This is a genomic window from Shewanella sp. SW24 (assembly GCF_025653395.1).
GTDB lineage: Bacteria > Pseudomonadota > Gammaproteobacteria > Enterobacterales > Shewanellaceae > Shewanella > Shewanella oncorhynchi.
On record NZ_JAKKSH010000006.1, the window covers coordinates 135,208 to 153,166 of the forward strand.

Genomic DNA, 17,959 nt, shown 5'->3' on the forward strand with positions numbered 1-17,959 from the left:
TTTCATTTGCTTAGCTTTCGCGGCTAATACCGAAGTGGGTTAGATTTGATAGCTGATATGTTGATGGAAGCGTACGATGAGATCTTCACGCTCCGGATCGACACCTATGTCCGCAGCAAAGGCCTTCAGGGCTGTTTCAACATTGTTCATAAAGCGACCGAAACCCGAATCGTCACAGTCCTTAGTACCTGCCACTATGGTAAAGTGCGCGGCTTCGACCAAGTTATCGGCATCCCAACGACGGATCACTTGTTGCTCAGTCGCATTAGGATCAAACCCTATCATTTGTACTTCGGCTTTGCTGTCGAGCTTTTCAAACTTACTGTTACGCACAAGTGGTGTTAAGCCGTTCGCTATCATAGCAAGGCGTGTCAGCTGTCTATTAGCTGCCGCTTTGAGGAAGCAGTCTTCAAGATGCTGATATAAAGGCGTAAAGTCAGTGGCTGAGTCAGGTAATAAACCCTGTTTGAGTTTGCGGCTCAGCGGCAAGCTCACCGTCACATAGGTAAGAGAGCTAACGTTTTCTGGTAACTCACATTTTCTGGCTTTATACCTTGGGCCGATGGCGCGCAGTTTATAACCATAGGTTTCTTTATAGCCCTTAGCTTTTGCGAACAGATCATAGGATAAATGCTGATGGTCGCGGACCTTAACCTTAAGATCGCTTATTGGCATTAAGGGCATTAATTCAGTGAGTAACTCACGCACCTTGATATGGAAACTGGCGGAATTACTGCGAATATCGTCACCTGTGGCGAGAAACACAATGCGCAGTTTACGGGCGCGATAGTTTTCTTGCGAGAATAAGTTTTGGGCTTCGTGGTAGGCTGGGTTATAAAAAAATAGAATTTGTTCAGTGGTTTGGAAGCAATATGCTTCGGTATGGTAACGCACTACTGGCAGTTTATCGTTAGTGATCACGTGAACATTACGGAGATCGTGTTGTTCTGCCAAATTAAATATCAAACGGCTTAACGTTTGATAGCAGCTTTGATAATCGGGATATTGATTGAGTAGCTCATCCGTCACCTTGATTTCGGCTGTGATGTATTGATTTGTACGGGCTTCCTTGGGTATGTACACTTTTTGCTGATGGCTAAGGGACATATTGACTCCTTGTTTGAGTTAACCATTTGCTAACACGAATTTTACTGTTTATCTATAGGGTGAATCTTGCGTTAGAACACGTTTTTATCCGTTGAACATGAGTTTAGCTAAGTAAGCGGTTCGTTAGCTTAAAATAGCAGCTATTTTATTGGGTTAACGCATTTTCTATCCATGGTTGCATCCAAGCCGCAATCTGAGCTTGCGCCTTTTCGTTGGGATGAATGCCATCCCTTTGCATTAATTCTGGATGGGGAGCGATATCCTGCATAAAGAAGGGGATCAACACTATATCCTGGGTTTTAGATATGTCTTGATACACTTGGGTGAACTTTTGGGTATAGCGAGGGCCATAGTTAGGCGGTACCATGATCTCGGTCAGCAGCACTTTTGCGCCGCTATCTTTGGCTAGGGTAATGATTTGGATTAGATTATTTTCGAGTTGCGTTGGGGGGAATCCACGTAAACCATCATTACCTCCCAGTTCAACGACCACAAGGTCGGGAGCAACAGAATCGAGCAAGGCGGGTAATCGGCGTAGGCCGCCCGCTGTGGTTTCGCCGCTCACTGAGCCATTGGTAAACTGATGTTCGGGCAGATTTTTTTGCAGTAGTGCTACCCAGCCTGACTGTTCTGCCATGCCGTAGCTAGCGCCTAAGCTATCGCCGAGGATCAGTATCTTTGCCGCGTGAGCGGGCGTGACCATGAGTACACTCAGTAGGATGAATGCCCCTAGGGTCTTCGCCATTGATTTTAATCTTAGCGATTGATACCAGAACGATTTATATAAGAAGGATCCTATGTCTAACGTCATCTTAAAAAACAGTGCCATTAATGTTGTTAACCTCGAAAAATCAGTGATTACTCAGGAAGGAACGCTCACTATCCTCAAGGGCATTAACTTAGATGTCAAGCAAGGTGAGAGTGTGGCCATTCTCGGCCCATCAGGTTCGGGCAAATCCACCTTATTGGGATTGCTTGCGGCGCTTGATACGCCTACGTCGGGGGAGATTTGGCTCGATGGTGTGGCATTATCACCACTGAATGAAGAGCAAAAAGCGGCACTGCGTAAACAGAAGGTCAGCTTTATTTTTCAATCCTTTATGTTAGTAGATACCTTAACTGCGCTTGAGAACGTCATGTTACCCGCCGAGCTTGCGGGCGTGAGCAATGCCAAGGAAAAAGCGCAGGCCATGTTGGTGCGGGTTGGTTTATCCCATCGCTTGACCCATTTACCCAAACAGCTTTCGGGTGGTGAACAGCAAAGGGTGGCGATTGCCCGCGCTTTTATCTGTGAGCCTACAGTTTTGTTTGCCGATGAACCAACTGGCAATTTAGACAGCGTCAACGGCCATAAGATTGCCGATATGTTGTTTGAGCTTAATCAAGAAAGCCATACAACCTTAGTCCTTGTTACCCATGATCTGCTGCTGGCCAAACGGTGTGAGCGTCAATTGGTGATGGATAACGGCCATTTACAGGAAGATATTACTCAAACAGAACCGCTAGCCGATGTTAAGGAGGCTTAATAATGGAGCTAAGTCTGGCATGGCGCCTGTTTAAACGCGAGTTACAGCAGGGACAATTGTTATTGATTATCCTCGCTATTACGCTCGCGGTTTTGTCTGTGAGTGGCTTAGCGCGGGTGAGTGAACGTCTGCAAGTGGCAATTAGTGGTCAAGCTTCACAGTTTATTGCTGCCGACCGTATTATCGATTCGCCGGTTAAAATTGATGCGGCGATTTTATCCAAAGCCGAAGCGCTTGGGCTTAAGCATGTGACTAACATGCAATTTAATTCCATGGTCTATTCGGGAGATAAGTTTCAGTTAGTCACAGTACGCGCCGTAGAGTCGGGTTACCCGCTTAAGGGTGATATTGAACTCACCAGCGGTAAAACCAAGGCGTTACCTCAAGCGGATCAAATTTGGTTTGAGACTCGCTTAGGCGGACTTTTGGGTTATCCCAAATCCATCGAACTAGGTAACAGTGAATTTGTGCTCAGCAATGAGATAAGCCGCTTACCCGACGCAGGTTTTAATCCTTTTGCTTCATCGCCTGTGGTATTGATGCGGATGGAAGATGTCGCCAAAACAGGTGTTATTCAACCAGGCAGCCGCGTGACTTATCTGTATCAATTTGCTGGAGATGAAGCCTCGCTTACGGCCTTTGAACAAAGTGTTAAACCACTTTTGAATAGCACTCAGCGTTGGGTCGATGTGCAATCCGGTGACTCGCCGATTGCGGGAGCCGTTAAGCGAGCGGAGCGCTTCTTACTGCTGGCAAGTTTGATGGGCATTGCATTGGCCTGCGCGGCGATAGGTATTGCCGCCCAGCGTTATTGTCAGCGTCATTACGATGTGGTGGCCATGCTGAAAACCTTTGGCGCCTCGGCAAAGCAAATTCGCCTGTTGTTTGGTACTCATTTATTGTTGGTAACGCTACTGGGAATTGGTCTAGGCCTTATTGGGGGAGGGTTACTCGATTTTGGGATCAGTTATCTCTTGCCACCCGAAATTGCGGCCTATTCACCGCCACTCACACGGCCATTATTACTCGGTATCAGCACTGGGCTCATCAGCGCCTTTATGTTTTCGGCTTATCCATTGATGCGTTTACTGGCTATTCCGCCACTGCGGGTGTTGCAGCGTCAGTTAGAAGGCTTACAGCTTGGTATGTGGCTGCATTTGCTACTGAGTCTAGGGGCTATGGCGCTACTGGGCTATTTGTATTCCCAAAGTTGGACTTTGACTCTGACTGTGGTCGCGGCTGTGCTATTGCTGGCTATGCTATTAAGTCTGCTTGGATTTGTGATGATACGAGCAGGACACAGTGTTGGTATGAAGACTACCAATCCTTTGCAATTAGCGCTGGCGGGGCTAAGGCGTCGTGCGCGGCAAAATGCGGTGCAATTGGTTGGTTTTAGCGCCGCACTGGTACTGTTATTGACGATTTTAGCGCTAAGACAAGATTTACTTAACGAATGGCAAAAACAGTTGCCCGAAAATGCGCCTAATTATTTCCTTGTCAATATTGCGCCTGATGATGCAAAGCCCTTGAATGATTTCATGACGGCTAAGGGAATAGTGGCGACGGACATTTATCCGGTGATCCGTGGCCGGTTAACCCAAATTAACGGTGAACCGCTGATTTCGAATGAACAGTCCGAAGCGGGTGAAAAGGGAAGAGTGGGCATTTCGCGCGAGTTAAACCTAACGTGGCGCAATACACTGCCTGCTAACAACGAACTGTTAGAGGGGCATTTTAATCAAGCCGCTGATGAAGTATCGGTGGAGTCCGGCGTGGCGGAGCGTCTAGGTATTGGTATTGGCGATAAGCTGACTTACGTGATTGATAATCAAGAGCTCACAGTTAAAGTTGCCAGTATTCGTGCCGTACACTGGGAAACGCTGCAACCGAACTTCTTTATGATTTTCACTCAAGAAGCGCTCGCGCCTTTTGCTTATACTTCGATGGCGAGTTTTTATTTAAATGACCAGTCAACAAATGACCCCGCAACAAACGGCCAAGCGCTGAGTGCCGATGGTACGCCTAAGGATGCAGTGATCCTTGCGCTTATTCAGCAATTTCCGACGATATCTATCATAGATGTTGGCGCTATGGTGGGGCAGTTGCGGCAGATAATTGAGCAAGTGTCGCTGTCGTTGTCTTTAGTGCTGGCCTTAGTGTTATTAGCCAGTGCCTTAGTCTTGATTGCACAGACTGAGGCTGGCATGGCAACTCGGCAACGTGAACTGGCGGTGTTACGTACCTTTGGTGCTTCAGGATGGTTATTGCGCAGTGCAACGGGTTTAGAGTTCGCCTTACTTGGCGGTATTGCGGGTGTGTTAGCCGTAATTGTGGCCGAATTTGCGTTATATCTACTTAAGACGCAAGTATTTGAACTTAATGTATACATGCACTGGCCTTGGTGGGGTATTGCCCCTGTTTCTGGAGCCTTAATCGTCGCCTTACTAGGGGTTTGGCGTTGTCGACAATTGCTCAGCCAATCTTGCTCTGAGCTATTAAAGGCTGGAAGCTAGGGCGGTTTGTGAACTCTGTTGATGGGCTAAAACATAAAGCTTATTAAGACAACAAGCTGAGCTAACATTAAAAGCACTGATGCGACATAAGCTCAGTGCTTTTTTGTTATGGGGTTGATTCTGCTGCACTTGAATTGAATATGCTTTTTACATCGGCTTACAAATTGATCTGTGCTTAAGCAGGTAGCAACAGAACTTAGTGCAACGCAATGGGTCTATCTAACTGAGAACAGCGACTAGCTTATATATGCCATAGAGGGAATATTATGTTCAAAGGAATAACAAAACTGCTTAAGGATAATCGCTCCTTTTTTCTGTTTATCAGCTTAATGTTAGTGTTCAGGAGCGCTGTGGCAGATTGGAATACTGTGCCATCGGGTTCTATGCTGCCGACTATCGTCGAGGGGGATCGCATTCTTGTTAATAAGATGGCTTATGATCTTAGGGTGCCATTTACGCATATCGCATTAGTTAAACTGGCAGATCCTGTTCGCGGCGATATCGTGGTATTTGACTCGAAAAAGGCCGATAAAAAGCTGATTAAGCGGGTAATAGCTGTGCCAGGCGATACTGTGATGATGCAGGATAATCGCTTGTATTTAAACGGCGAACTGCTCAGCTACACATCCCAAGCATTGAGTGCTTATGCTCCCGCTGATGTGACAGAAATGCAGGAAAATTTACTTGGTATGGTCCACAGTATTCGCCTTAACCCTGTACCCTCAAGGCTTGCCAATTTTGGACCTGTCACAGTGCCAGATGCGCATTATTTAGCCCTGGGTGATAATCGTGATAACAGCGCTGACTCTCGGGTTATTGGCTTCGTGCCCCGTGATGAGATTGTTGGCCGTTCAAGTTCAGTCGTTTTCTCCCTTGATTATGATGATTATTACCTGCCTCGGCCTGAACGCTTAATGCGTGAATTCTAGTCTTAACTATTTTGAACCATGAAATAGGGCGCCAAAGTCGGCGCCCTATTTTTTAAGTGATTGAGTTATAAACAACTACTTCATAAAGCTCAGATAGCCCTGTAAGACAATTAAGTTAACTATGTCGATGAAGAAGGCACCGACGATAGGTACTACCATAAAGGCTTGGGGTGATGGTCCTGTGCGTGAGACTAGCGCGCCCATATTCATTACCGCTGTTGGGGTTGCCCCCATACCAAAGCCGCAGTGGCCACCGGTGATCACCGCAGCATCGTAATTACTGCCCATGACTTTGAACGTCACGAAATAGGCAAAAATGGCCAACACTGCGGTTTGTACCAGTAATATCACCAGTAGCGGGATCGCTAAATCAAAAATTTCCCATAACTTTAAAGTCATTAAGGCCATTGAGAGGAAGAGAGACAGCGCGACAGTCCCTATCACATCGATGCTTTCGGTATGGGGTTTGTAACCGCGGGTGAGTTCTGTGAGATTAGCGATGAGCACGCCAAGAAAAAGAGCATATACAAAGTCGGGCATCTTTAGCCATGCAATACCCGATTGGCTGATCCACAGCGTGAGCCATTTTGATCCTGCAACACACAACAACAGCACAAACAGAGTTTCTAATATGGTTTTGGCGGTGACTTGGTCTTCTTCTAAGTGATCATAAGTGACTAAATGTGGATGTTCACTGTGATGCTTGCGGCCAACCCCATAGCGAGAAACAAGATTATGCTTACCGATTAATCGCTGCGCGACGGGGCCACCGATGATCCCACCCATGATCAAACCAAAGGTTGCCGCAGCCATAGCAAACTCTAAGGTGTTGATACCGTAGCGCTCAGCAAAGGTTTGTGACCAAGCGACGCCGGTACCATGCCCGCCCGACAGGGTAATTGATCCTGCGATAAGTCCCATGATGGGATCGAGCCCCAATAGACTGGCTAAACTGACGCCGACGGCATTTTGAATCACAATATACACTGAGGCCACACCTAAAAAGATGAAGACTTTTTTACCACCGCTGAGCAATAGTTTGTAGTTTGCCGAGAGGCCGATTGTGCTAAAAAACATCAGCATTAAGGTATTTTGCAGTGATAGGCTGAAGTCGAGACTGATATTTTGAAAGTGAAGAAATGTGACTCCCGCGGCGACAACAAGGCCACCCACTATGGGTTCGGGGATATTATATTGCCTGAAAACACGTACATGGCGATTGATAGAGTGGCCGATAAACAGCACGAAAATGGCAATTAAAAATGATTCTAGCTCGCCAATCATATAGGTCATGTGCATGAAAATTCCTTACAAACTGTCTTAGTGCGGGCGTTTCATTGGGCACAATGTCCAATGAGAAGTAACCCATCTTGTTATTAAGTACCTGCTAATGCTGGATGTTAAGCGCTTGATGTCGAGGACAGATCAGTGTCAATCCGATAAAAAATTTAAAGGACGAGTAGGCGCGAGTGTGTATCGTTTTATGGTCTACAGACCAAGAACAGCAGATTAAATAGCCTGTTCCTGAGCATAAATAACTGTCTATTTATGAGGTGTTGCTGAGTCTATCTGTGGTCAAGGCTGAGGCGATTAATGCGTGCCTCCTATGACCGAATGAAGGCGAGTTTAGCAGAAAATGGACGGATTGTCGCTAAATCATAATATAAATCATGATGTTACATTCTTGTTTTTCTAGTGTTGCTAAAATAATGGCAAGATTGACGTTACAATATACCTGGCTGTTGAGCGGATTTGAGTACTAAGATCCGCCTGCATTAGCGACTGATTTTATCAGCATATTTAAGCTGAGTTTAGGCTCTAGCGTGCTAGCCTATTTGGCTAACACGTTTGTTAAGGCGTTATCAAGATCACTGAATTGAAACTGAAAACCCGCTTCGAGGGCACGTTTGGGGTAAACAAATTGCCCTTCCGTCAGCAGCTCCGACATTTCGCCCATCGCTAAGCGTAATGCAAGCGGTGGGGTCGTGATTAACGCTGGGCGATTAAGTGCTTTTCCGAGCGCTTTGGTAAACACAGCGTTACTCACTGGATTGGGTGCAGTGGCATTAAATATGCCTTTACAGTGTTGTTGAGTGAGTAAAAAATCAATAAGGGAAATGAGATCCTGCACATGGATCCAGCTCATACCTTGGCGTCCATGGCCAATTGGGCCACCGAGTCCGAGTTTAAATGGCGGTAACATTTTCTCTAAGGCACCACCTTTGCCTAGCACGATACCAATACGGATAATACAGACGCGTGTGTGCTCTGAGGTTGCATTTAGCGCCTCTTGTTCCCATTTTCGACAGATGTCATGGCTAAACTCAACATGGGCGCCACTAGACTCATCGAGTAATTTATCATCGTGCCGCCCGTAATAACCTACTGCCGAACCACTCACCATGATCTGAGGAGGAGTGCTACTCTGTTGTATTAACTGAGTTAATCTTGCCGTAATATTCCAGCGACTATCACAAATGCGCTGCTTCTGGTTTTTACTCCAACGTTTAGCGACTATGGGTTCACCCGCAAGATTTACAATGGCATCAATGTGATTTAAGTCGCTTAGCGCATCGAGACTCTCGAGGTAATGGTGCTGACTACCGAGCACTTTTTGTGTTTGTTGCACTGAGCGAGTTAATAACGTCAGTTGATGATATGGCGCCAGTCGTTCGACTAATTGGCGACCAATAAAGCCGCTTGCGCCGGTGATCAGTATATTCATGGAACCTCTCTTAATTGGTTAAGCTCTGCGGATATATACCAAAATGCGGTGTGCAACGATCACTTAGTCGGAGTATTTTTAGCCAGATTATTTTTGATAACATAACTCCATCGAGACTGAATCGGCAAAGCGTAGTGCATGGGGCTTGTCGATTTCGACACTGGCAAATTCAACCCAAGGATGCTCACTGGCGATGGCCAGCGTTTGGCTGGTGAGATTTTCGAGTAATGAGAAACGGTTATTCTCAATCAGTTCAATGATCTTTTTGGTGATTGTGCGGTAATTGAGCGCATCCTCGACATTGTCACTGTTGCGGGCACGTTCGGCACAATAATGGATCACGACATTAATGATCACGTCTTGGCGATTTTGGATTTCATCTTCTTTAATGCCAATAAAAGTACGAAGTCTTAAGTTTTTAATGCGTATAATCGCGGTTTCTGGTTTCATAATGACAAATGGCTATCTTAAGCTAAAGTTTCTGAGGTTAAGTGGTTTCAAGGGTTAGCCTAACAATTTTATCTAAGATCAAGAAGGATTTTTAATAAATGACTCGACCTAATGCGCCCTCTGCTGCTTATCGTGGCTTTGCGGTTATGGCCTTTGTAGTGATTATTTTGGCAGGGATTAAGGCGGCGAGCCCGATTGTGGTGCCGTTTGTGCTGTCCAGTTTTCTTGCGGTGATTTGTAATCCTGCAATCGGTTTGATGACAAAGTTCCGTGTGCCTAAATGGCTGGCAGTAATTCTCTTGATGGGTTTTATTGTGTTGATGGGCCTATGGTTAGCCTCAGTCGTCGGCAGTTCTGTCAATGAGTTTTCTAAACAATTGCCCCAATATCGCGATCAGCTGGTGGAGCAGTTTTCGTGGATTATCCATAAATTACAGGCATTAAATATTCAGATTTCGAAGGATCAGGTATTAGCCTATTTTGACCCAGGTATGGCCTTGTCTATGACCACGAATATGCTATCGGGTGTCGGCAATGTGATGGCGAATTTATTTCTGATCATCCTCACTATCGTCTTTATGCTGTTTGAAGCTCAGTCGCTGCCAAAGAAATTGCATCTGGCATTGGACGATCCTGATATGCGCTTAAAGCAGATTGACCGTTTTTTACAATCTGTGAATCAGTACATGGTGATCAAGACTTTAGTGAGTTTGGCTACTGGGATCATTGTTGGTGTGGGGTTGACCTTCATCGGCGTGGATTACGCCATGTTATGGGCGGTGATTGCTTTCCTGTTTAATTACATTCCCAATATTGGTTCTATCATTGCCGCCATTCCAGCGGTGTTGTTGGCCTTTATTCAGCTTGGCCCTGCGGCTGCGGGGGGGACTGCACTTTTGTACGTGGGTGCCAACATGGTGATGGGCAATATCATTGAGCCTAAATTTATGGGGCGCGGCCTGGGGTTATCGACCTTAGTGGTATTTTTATCATTAATTTTCTGGGGCTGGTTATTAGGTTCTGTGGGCATGTTGCTGTCAGTGCCATTGACTATGGTGGTTAAAATTGCCCTCGAATCGAGTAAGAGTGGTAATTGGTTAGCCATTTTATTATCGGACGATATCGAAGATAAGTTCTTGGCCAGTAACACGGAAAATTCAATTCCCAATGGCGATGAAGCCAATACAAGTGCAACTGAGAGTAAGTAGTAGAAGATGCAAAGTTTTATACAAGCGCTAGCGACAATTGAGTTAGGTGATGATGCGGTGCGGTTATTCCACGGCCGCGGTGGGCATTACGTGGGTTGTGAGCACCTATGTTTAGATTGGTTTGCACCCGTACTATTGCTGACCAGCTTTACTCCCTTGGAGGATACGGATTTAACCCTCTGCAAACAGGCGATTGCAGCGCGCTGGCAAGCTATTAGGCCAGATAGCCAATTGAATTTAGTCTACCAATACCGTAGTGCGGGGGAGACGTTTACCCAATTATTGCAAGGTGAAGTGCCTGAGCCGCATATCGTTAGCGAAAATGGTGCACGGTTTCAGGTGCACCTAATGCGCGGACAAAACCACGGACTCTTCCTCGATATGGCTAATGGTCGTGAGTGGGTTAGAGCAAACGCCCGTTATAAAAAGGTGCTTAATTTGTTCGCTTATACCTGTGGTTTCTCGGTCGCGGCATTACAAGGGGGCGCCGATGAAGTTGTGAATATGGACATGAGCAAAGGCGCATTAGGCATAGGTAAGCAGAACCATTTGCTGAATGGCTTTAGCGCGGGAGCCCGTTTTTTAGGCCATGATATTTTTAAATCTTGGGGCAAACTGAAAAAGCTCGGTCCCTACGACATTGTTGTTGCCGATCCACCGAGCAATCAGAAGGGCAGTTTTGTCGCGACTAAGGATTATGTGCGTTTAATTAGGCGTTTACCTGAGTTGCTTGCCGAGAATGGCGAAGTATTACTGTGTCTAAATGCACCTGAACTCGATACCGCTTTCCTGCGTCAACAGGTAGCGGAAGCTGCACCTGCACTCGAATACATAGAGCGCTTAGCCAATCCGCTAGCCTTTATGGATGTGTCGGAAGAGAAGTCACTTAAGGTGCTTCGCTACCGCTTATCGACTCAAGCCTAGGCCTGATTTAACTTAACTGGCCAGTATTAACTGGCCTTTTTTGTCGGCTTAGGTTGAGTGTTTAGCTTTCTACACTGTCGCTTATTACACAGCACTTATTCTTCAGTAGCTTAATCGCTCAGATAGCTGCGATCGCCCATAGGTTTCAATCACTTTACTGACTTGATGTTGGTCTAAGTGTTTGAGGGTAGAAATTTCACCATAAAGCCTGCCCTGAACATCTAATGGCATTCCCTAGATTCATTTTATGTAAGCGATTTCTGTTAATCGCTTTTGTGTATAAAGCGAATGATGAAATGGCGTCAGCATGGCCTCAATATCCTCGTAGAAAGTGAAAGTCTTTCATGTTTAATCACTGATTTTGAGCTATTTAAATGACAATCAGCCTTAAATGCCATGCTTTGTGGTACAAAACTGAAAGTTTTCTGTAATTATAACTTTTGCTTTGTTATACTCCCGCCCACGGAATGTATCCCTTTCCTCATAGGCAAAATGTCAGCATAGAATGGCAAGCCTCTGCGACCTTACCCAATCAAGCAGGAGTTGTTATGGAAGTTCATGAATACGAAAATGCTTATTATCAAGTGAAAGACGATGTACTAACGTCTTTACCTGTTGAAAGCGAAGAAGAAGTGATCCAAGCTTAATCGATAACGATTAAACTGACGGTACTTATGAGTCGGAAATAACAGAACAAGCACAAAAAATAGCAACCTTAGGGTTGCTATTTTTTTGGTTGAAAGTAAGCAGAATGATTGTATGACAAGGTATGCGCGGTGAAAGCAGGCAAGAAAGGGGGTTAACCGTTAACTTTGCGCTTTTCAGGCAGAAGTTCGACGATAATCCATTGGCTACCAATTTTGTGTAGGCGTATGGTCCTGTCATCAATCCATGGTTGACCACCTTTAAGACCTTTCATTTTGACCACAACAATGACGTCTTTGGTAAATTTGCGGAAGAAGTCGATATCGATATCATCAATTTCCATTTCAACATTGGTCATAGATAGGCCTAGCATATTACGCTGTACGGCTGCGGCAATGTGGTAATGGGTGAGCACTTGTTTAATGGGATCGTCGACGTATTGCTTGGCTTGTTCAACATTACGATCAACATAAATCGCTTGAAAAAAGCCTAAGCTCACTTCTTCCGGTGATAACTGGCGCTGCTCTTGCGTTGAGGGATCGCCACAACCGAAGAGGAACAGGAGGGAGAAAAATAATAGAGTTCGCATAAGTTTTAGTTATTGGAATTTGTTCCGAGTATCGCGATTTTAGCTGTAATGTACAAGTCTTGTCGTGATTCGCAGTCTATTGTGAAAAGCATTGACTCAAACCTCATGTGTGTGGCATATAGTTAGGAGCCATATAAAAAGGTTATCCACAGAAACTGTGGAAAACTATGTTGAAGACTTCAGTGATACTTTGTAAGTCACTGATATTGTCTTGCTTTATTTGCTGGTTAAAAAGTGACGCTTTTCTGCTTTCCATTATGTTCCACTTCTACTTGTGGATATTTTTCGCAATTTGCCGAGCTTATTCACACTGCATAATTCGATATTTCTCGTTTTTCTCTTTATCTTTTGCAATTTCGACTCATCCATTAAGCGATTCTTGCGATCAACGGTATGGTTTACGCTAAATTTGAGCATAAAAAAAGCACCGGTAATAACCAGTGCTTTTTTGTACGTAACGCTATGCAGATTTAATGCTGTTAGCCTTTAGCTGCGTCGTTCTGTGCGGCTTGAATTGCCGTTAGGGCGATAGTGTAGACGATGTCATCGACTAACGCGCCGCGAGACAAGTCGTTCACAGGTTTGCGCATACCTTGCAGCATAGGACCAATACTGATCAGATCGGCGCTTCGCTGTACGGCCTTGTAAGTCGTGTTGCCTGTATTAAGGTCTGGGAACACGAAAACGGTAGCTTGACCAGCGACAGGGCTATTAGGTGCCTTAGAGCGTGCAACGTTTGGCATAACCGCCGCATCGTATTGCAATGGACCATCAATAATCAGATCTGGGCGTTTTTCTTTGGCAATACGGGTTGCTTCACGCACTTTATCCACATCAGAACCTGTACCTGAGTTGCCGGTTGAGTAGCTGATCATCGCCACTCTTGGCTCGATACCAAAGGCTTTTGCTGATTCTGCCGATTGGATGGCGATATCAGCTAACTGCTCAGCATTGGGATCTGGGTTAATCGCACAGTCACCGTAAACAAGCACTTGATCCGGCATCAGCATAAAGAAGATGGATGAAACTAAGCTTGAGCCCGGTGCTGTTTTGATCAATTGCAGTGGTGGGCGAATGGTATTGGCTGTGGTGTTAACCGCACCAGAAACGATACCGTCGACTTCGTTTTGCGCCAACATCATAGTGCCGAGCACCATGTTGTCTTCTAACTGTTCACGGGCAACGACTTCAGTTAAGCCTTTGCTGCGACGCAGTTCCAACATAGGTTCTACGTAACGGTCGCGCACCTCTTCAGGATCGATAATGATCACGCCTTCGCCAAGCACCACATCTTGCTGGGCGGCGATACGCAGAATTTCCTCTTTTTTACCTAAGAGTACACAGCGAGCGATACCGCGTTCGGCACAAATGGCCGCCGCTTTAATGGTACGCGGCTCATCACCTTCAGGCAGCACCACAGTCTTGTGGGCGGCGCGCGCCAATTCCGTGAGTTTGTAACGGAAAGCCGGTGGTGACAGGCGATGCTCACGGGGTGAGTTTTTAGTCACGCTTTCAATCCACGTTTGGTCGATGTGGCTGGCCACATAATCCTGCACCAGATCGATACGAACCGCGTCATCGACGGGTACTTCATGGTCGAAACGTTGAATGTTGAGCGAGGTTTGCCAAGTGTTACTGTCGATCAAGAACACAGGTAAACCAGTTTCAAAGGCCTGTTCACACAGCTTAAGAATTTCTGGCTCCGGCTCGTAGCTACCAGTTAATAACAGGGCACCAATTTTTACGCCGTTCATGGCCGCAAGACAGGCTGATACGATCACATCTGAGCGATCGCCAGAGGTTACAAGCAAGGAGTCAGTCTTAATATGAGTGACCATATTCGGAATACTGCGGGCACAAAACGTTACTTTACGCAGGCGGCGAGTATGCATTTCACCAGCATTCAGAATGCGTGCACTTAAATGTTTCGCTAAATCCGACGCACGAGGAGCGACAAGATCAAGGTTGTAGGGCACGCTGCCTAAGATACGCAGTGGGCTTTTACCCGGCAGTTGGAACATGCTGGCCGCATCTGAGCGTTGAACACCTTGGTGATCAAAGACTTCAGATAGATCAGGGCGCGCGCGACCTTCGTCGTCAACGGGGGCACCAATCTTGTTGATCACAGCACCAATTAAGCGTTTATTCTTTTTTCCGCCCCAAGAGTTATAGGCGATTTCGAGGCGATTCATTAGCCCTGTGGCCGTATCACTGCCTGGTGTGGCAATAAAAATCACGTCGGCATCCATGGCTTTAGCGATGGCATAGTTCACATCATCGGCGAAGGGATGATTACGCGTTGGCACTAAACCTTCGACAATTAAGGTCTCTGTGTTGCTAGCGCAATCGGCCGCACGGGCAATGATTTGCTCCATTAAGACGTCGATTTGGTCGGCGCGGATTAAGGCTTCGGCATGGGCCATGTCGAAGGGCTCTAAGGGATTTACTGTTGGCGATTTGCTCAGAATAGTGGTCGAGCGTTCTGGGCCATTATCGTTTGGACGAAGCTGAGAAATAGGCTTAAAGAACTGAACCTTAACCCCGTGGCGCTCCAGTGCGCGCACCATCCCAAGGCTTAAGGAGGTCAGGCCGACTCCGGTACCTATGGGGATTAACATAATATTACGAGACATAAAAACCTCTAGTTTCGATGGTTTTTGGCAGAAGAGTTTCTGCAAATTTGCTTGTGAGTACGGCTACGTAAGGTATAAAGCCGTTTGGGTGAGCAAACGGCTTAGGTCTTTTTATTTGTTGATAAGTTTAATGGAATCTTCGGCGATAACCCATTCTTCGTTCGTTGGGATCACCATGGCAATCGTGCCTTTATCTTGGGTGATGATACCTTTCTTACCGAAACGCGCCGCTTTGTTGCGCTCACTATCGACATGGAAATTGAATATTTCCAGCATGTTGAGCACTTTTTCACGGATTAAATCTGAGTTTTCACCAATACCACCGGTGAAGACGACTGCATCTAAACGGCCCAGTGGCACAGTGTAAGAGGCGATGTACTTGGCTAAGCGGTAGCAGAAGATTTCTAAGGCTAAGGTCGCGCCTTTATGACCGTCTGCGTAACCTTCTTCGATGCCACGGCAATCGTTGGTCAGCTCGGAAATACCCAGCAGACCACTTTGCTTGTTCATCAGGTTATTCACTTCTTCTAAGGTGTAACCCAGTTGATGAACTAAGTGATAGATGATTGAAGGGTCAATATCACCACAACGTGTGCCCATGACCAAACCTTCTAATGGGGTTAAGCCCATAGAGGTGTCGACACTTTTGCCGCCTTTGATGGCAGTCACTGACGCGCCGTTGCCCAAGTGAGCACAGATAACATTCGTTTCTTCAATTGGCTTGTTGAGCATTTTTGCCGCTTCACGGCTAACGAATAAATGACTCGTGCCATGCATGCCATAACGACGGATACCGTGTTCACGGTATAACTTGTAAGGCAGGGCGTAGACATAAGCTCTGTCTGGCATGCTTTGGTGGAAAGCGGTATCAAATACAGCAACCTGTGGCAATTTAGGGAAAGAGGCCATTGCCGCGCGGATGCCGATAAGGTGAGCAGGATTGTGCAGTGGTGCTAATGAAGCACAGTCTTCGATACCTTTGATCACGCTCTCATCGATGATCACTGAGCGAGTGAATTTCTCACCACCGTGAACGATACGATGGCCAACGGCTTGAATTTTTGCTGCTAATTCAGGTTGTTCCGCAAGAATTTTATTAACAATGTATTCAACTGCTTCACGGTGAGCCGTAAATGCACCTAAGGCTGCTTCATGTTTTTCGCCGTTGATTTTCCATTTAATGCGAGAGTCTTCTAAACCAAAACATTCAGCTAAGCCAGAAATTTGGTCGTCACCTGTTTGCGCGTCAATGACGGCAAATTTGAGAGAAGAGCTACCGCAATTGAGAACTAAAACCAGTTTATTTGACATGTGTAAACCCTTTGCCATTGTGTTTAATATAACGATTCAAAATAATGAGGAACTGCGGTGTTTTTACCATATCAGTCTTGGGGCGATTCGCCAGATTGTGCTATGGTAAGAGCAGTATTCCATTGTAGTTGGTGTCTAAGATTGAGCATTAAGATCCTCAAAACCTTAGGTGATGGTCATCAGTATATGAAGACTTGGCCTATGGTTAGACAACTGGGTTTTTATTTTCCTGAGTATCGGGTCGTCCGAGCGACTCAGCTTGCCATACTGGTGATGCCAGTGCTGGCGATTTTTGTGAGCATGAGCCAGCTGTATATTCACGGTTGGGCATTTCTGCCCCAAGCTGTCACTCTCGGTTTATTTTTCATCAGCTTACCGTTACAGGGGCTGCTGTGGTTAGGCTGGCGAGCTCGCCATCCATTACCGTTAACGCTGTTCGACTGGATTAACCAGTTGAGTGCGAAGTTGTCATCCATGGGTATCAATTGCCACACGTTAGGCGCTAAGGCCTGTTACCTCGATATGGCACTGATTTTAAAAATAGCCTTTGAGCGTTTAGATGCCAGTTATTGGGAAGAACTTTAGGCCGTTGCCGCGGTTATCCGTTTTGGCTTTCTATTACTGTGGATTAATAAATCGCGTTAATCCCTTGTTGGACAAATACCGCTTTGATCTTTTCCATGGTTTCTCGACTCGGGGGGGATATCCCATCGAGTTGATAGCTTTCGCCCATGGCTTCCCACTTATGTTTACCTAATTCGTGATAGGGTAGTAACTCTACCTTTTCAATGTTTTTCATGGGCTTGATAAACTCGGCCAGTTGTAATGCCGATGCTTCATCGTCGGTAAATCCGCCCACTACGACATAACGTATCCACGTCGCTTGATTACGCTCTGCCAAATACTGCGCAAACTGTAATGTTCTATGGTTGCTGACTTTGGTTAACTCAATATGTTTTTCATCGTCCATGTGCTTGATGTCGAGCAGGACCAAGTCAGTATGGTCGAGTAACTCATCAATCACTGGCGTGTACTTACGTACAAAACCATTGGTATCTAAACAGGTATGAATACCTTCTTGCTGACAAGCCGTGAATAATTCGGCGACAAATTCGGCCTGTAAAATGGCTTCACCACCACTGGCCGTAACACCACCATTGCTGGCATCGAGAAAAGGCCGATAGCTGATGATTTGGCTCATTAACTCATCGACCAGAACTTCTTTTCCACCATCAAGATCCCAAGTGTCACGGTTGTGGCAATATTGGCAGCGCATTAAACAGCCCTGCATAAAGGTGATAAACCGTATGCCGGGACCATCTACTGTGCCAAAGGATTCCACCGAGTGGATCCGACCGATAACTGCCATTGTGACTCCTGTTAAAATAAGTGAGGCTGT

16 protein-coding genes are annotated in these 17,959 nt (G+C 46.0%); 6 read left to right on the forward strand and 10 right to left on the reverse strand.

The window, feature by feature from the left end:
* Nucleotides 1-39: 39 nt before the first annotated feature.
* Both L5M17_RS07325 and L5M17_RS07330 read right to left on the reverse strand, forming a co-directional pair.
* Nucleotides 40-1,107 (reverse strand): DUF3083 family protein, encoded by a 1,068-nt coding sequence (locus tag L5M17_RS07325; RefSeq protein WP_028760986.1) that lies wholly within the window; start codon nucleotides 1,105-1,107, stop codon nucleotides 40-42.
* Between the two features lie 145 nt (nucleotides 1,108-1,252).
* Nucleotides 1,253-1,852 (reverse strand): arylesterase, encoded by a 600-nt coding sequence (locus L5M17_RS07330; RefSeq protein ID WP_028760985.1) that lies wholly within the window; start codon nucleotides 1,850-1,852, stop codon nucleotides 1,253-1,255.
* 52 nt (nucleotides 1,853-1,904) lie between these two features.
* On the opposite strand from L5M17_RS07330, the gene L5M17_RS07335 reads away from it, so the two are divergent.
* The 3 genes from L5M17_RS07335 (at nucleotide 1,905) to lepB (ending at nucleotide 6,075) form a co-directional block, all read left to right on the forward strand.
* Nucleotides 1,905-2,633, forward strand: coding sequence for an ABC transporter ATP-binding protein (locus L5M17_RS07335; RefSeq protein WP_212600695.1), 729 nt, complete (start codon nucleotides 1,905-1,907; stop codon nucleotides 2,631-2,633).
* A 2-nt stretch (nucleotides 2,634-2,635) separates the two neighbouring features.
* A complete protein-coding gene (locus L5M17_RS07340; protein WP_263146335.1) occupies nucleotides 2,636-5,146 on the forward strand; it encodes an ABC transporter permease in 2,511 nt (836 codons plus the stop codon).
* A gap of 266 nt (nucleotides 5,147-5,412) precedes the next feature.
* Nucleotides 5,413-6,075 carry a signal peptidase I gene (gene lepB, locus L5M17_RS07345; RefSeq protein ID WP_113940751.1) on the forward strand — a complete coding sequence of 221 codons (663 nt, stop codon included), beginning with the start codon at nucleotides 5,413-5,415 and terminating at the stop codon, nucleotides 6,073-6,075.
* A 75-nt stretch (nucleotides 6,076-6,150) separates the two neighbouring features.
* On the opposite strand, the gene gltS is transcribed toward lepB, so the two are convergent.
* The 3 genes from gltS to folX form a co-directional block, all read right to left on the reverse strand.
* On the reverse strand, nucleotides 6,151-7,374 hold the full coding sequence (gltS, locus tag L5M17_RS07350; RefSeq protein WP_168824169.1) for a sodium/glutamate symporter: 1,224 nt from the start codon (nucleotides 7,372-7,374) through the stop codon (nucleotides 6,151-6,153).
* A gap of 532 nt (nucleotides 7,375-7,906) precedes the next feature.
* The gene (locus tag L5M17_RS07355) at nucleotides 7,907-8,800 is read right to left on the reverse strand and encodes a TIGR01777 family oxidoreductase (RefSeq protein WP_219251488.1); all 894 of its coding nucleotides are present in this window, start codon (nucleotides 8,798-8,800) and stop codon (nucleotides 7,907-7,909) included.
* 87 nt (nucleotides 8,801-8,887) lie between these two features.
* Nucleotides 8,888-9,250: a dihydroneopterin triphosphate 2'-epimerase gene (gene folX, locus L5M17_RS07360; protein WP_006082167.1), complete on the reverse strand. Its 363-nt coding sequence runs from the start codon at nucleotides 9,248-9,250 to the stop codon at nucleotides 8,888-8,890.
* Between the two features lie 98 nt (nucleotides 9,251-9,348).
* Between folX and L5M17_RS07365 the strand changes: the two genes are divergently transcribed.
* Both L5M17_RS07365 and L5M17_RS07370 read left to right on the forward strand, forming a co-directional pair.
* The gene (locus L5M17_RS07365) at nucleotides 9,349-10,458 is read left to right on the forward strand and encodes an AI-2E family transporter (protein ID WP_028760979.1); all 1,110 of its coding nucleotides are present in this window, start codon (nucleotides 9,349-9,351) and stop codon (nucleotides 10,456-10,458) included.
* Between the two features lie 6 nt (nucleotides 10,459-10,464).
* Nucleotides 10,465-11,382 carry a class I SAM-dependent methyltransferase gene (locus L5M17_RS07370; RefSeq protein ID WP_263146340.1) on the forward strand — a complete coding sequence of 306 codons (918 nt, stop codon included), beginning with the start codon at nucleotides 10,465-10,467 and terminating at the stop codon, nucleotides 11,380-11,382.
* A 102-nt stretch (nucleotides 11,383-11,484) separates the two neighbouring features.
* On the opposite strand, the gene L5M17_RS07375 is transcribed toward L5M17_RS07370, so the two are convergent.
* The 4 genes from L5M17_RS07375 to ackA form a co-directional block, all read right to left on the reverse strand.
* On the reverse strand, nucleotides 11,485-11,613 hold the full coding sequence (locus tag L5M17_RS07375; protein WP_263146341.1) for a hypothetical protein: 129 nt from the start codon (nucleotides 11,611-11,613) through the stop codon (nucleotides 11,485-11,487).
* Nucleotides 11,614-12,181: 568 nt separating this feature from the next.
* Complete coding sequence (locus L5M17_RS07380; RefSeq protein ID WP_263146344.1) at nucleotides 12,182-12,616, reverse strand: hypothetical protein; 435 nt, start codon at nucleotides 12,614-12,616, stop codon at nucleotides 12,182-12,184.
* Between the two features lie 479 nt (nucleotides 12,617-13,095).
* On the reverse strand, nucleotides 13,096-15,249 hold the full coding sequence (gene pta / locus L5M17_RS07385; protein ID WP_131523542.1) for a phosphate acetyltransferase: 2,154 nt from the start codon (nucleotides 15,247-15,249) through the stop codon (nucleotides 13,096-13,098).
* A gap of 111 nt (nucleotides 15,250-15,360) precedes the next feature.
* Complete coding sequence (gene ackA / locus L5M17_RS07390) at nucleotides 15,361-16,560, reverse strand: acetate kinase (RefSeq protein ID WP_107948097.1); 1,200 nt, start codon at nucleotides 16,558-16,560, stop codon at nucleotides 15,361-15,363.
* A 141-nt stretch (nucleotides 16,561-16,701) separates the two neighbouring features.
* On the opposite strand from ackA, the gene yfbV reads away from it, so the two are divergent.
* Nucleotides 16,702-17,145 (forward strand): terminus macrodomain insulation protein YfbV, encoded by a 444-nt coding sequence (gene yfbV / locus L5M17_RS07395; RefSeq protein WP_081729091.1) that lies wholly within the window; start codon nucleotides 16,702-16,704, stop codon nucleotides 17,143-17,145.
* Between the two features lie 43 nt (nucleotides 17,146-17,188).
* Here yfbV and pflA read toward each other — a convergent pair whose 3' ends face one another.
* Nucleotides 17,189-17,929, reverse strand: a complete 741-nt coding sequence (gene pflA, locus L5M17_RS07400; RefSeq protein WP_105252135.1) for a pyruvate formate lyase 1-activating protein — start codon at nucleotides 17,927-17,929, stop codon at nucleotides 17,189-17,191.
* Nucleotides 17,930-17,959: the final 30 nt, after the last annotated feature.

Excerpts from the sequence above, each read along its gene's own strand:
- L5M17_RS07325 (WP_028760986.1), bottom strand. The coding sequence starts at position 1,107 with ATGTCCCTTAGCCATCAGCAAAAAGTGTACATACCCAAGGAAGCCCGT.
- L5M17_RS07330 (WP_028760985.1), bottom strand. The coding sequence starts at position 1,852 with ATGGCGAAGACCCTAGGGGCATTCATCCTACTGAGTGTACTCATGGTC.
- L5M17_RS07335 (WP_212600695.1), top strand. The coding sequence starts at position 1,905 with ATGTCTAACGTCATCTTAAAAAACAGTGCCATTAATGTTGTTAACCTC.
- L5M17_RS07340 (WP_263146335.1), top strand. The coding sequence starts at position 2,636 with ATGGAGCTAAGTCTGGCATGGCGCCTGTTTAAACGCGAGTTACAGCAG.
- lepB (WP_113940751.1), top strand. The coding sequence starts at position 5,413 with ATGTTCAAAGGAATAACAAAACTGCTTAAGGATAATCGCTCCTTTTTT.
- gltS (WP_168824169.1), bottom strand. The coding sequence starts at position 7,374 with ATGCACATGACCTATATGATTGGCGAGCTAGAATCATTTTTAATTGCC.
- L5M17_RS07355 (WP_219251488.1), bottom strand. The coding sequence starts at position 8,800 with ATGAATATACTGATCACCGGCGCAAGCGGCTTTATTGGTCGCCAATTA.
- folX (WP_006082167.1), bottom strand. The coding sequence starts at position 9,250 with ATGAAACCAGAAACCGCGATTATACGCATTAAAAACTTAAGACTTCGT.
- L5M17_RS07365 (WP_028760979.1), top strand. The coding sequence starts at position 9,349 with ATGACTCGACCTAATGCGCCCTCTGCTGCTTATCGTGGCTTTGCGGTT.
- L5M17_RS07370 (WP_263146340.1), top strand. The coding sequence starts at position 10,465 with ATGCAAAGTTTTATACAAGCGCTAGCGACAATTGAGTTAGGTGATGAT.
- L5M17_RS07375 (WP_263146341.1), bottom strand. The coding sequence starts at position 11,613 with ATGCCATTAGATGTTCAGGGCAGGCTTTATGGTGAAATTTCTACCCTC.
- L5M17_RS07380 (WP_263146344.1), bottom strand. The coding sequence starts at position 12,616 with ATGCGAACTCTATTATTTTTCTCCCTCCTGTTCCTCTTCGGTTGTGGC.
- pta (WP_131523542.1), bottom strand. The coding sequence starts at position 15,249 with ATGTCTCGTAATATTATGTTAATCCCCATAGGTACCGGAGTCGGCCTG.
- ackA (WP_107948097.1), bottom strand. The coding sequence starts at position 16,560 with ATGTCAAATAAACTGGTTTTAGTTCTCAATTGCGGTAGCTCTTCTCTC.
- pflA (WP_105252135.1), bottom strand. The coding sequence starts at position 17,929 with ATGGCAGTTATCGGTCGGATCCACTCGGTGGAATCCTTTGGCACAGTA.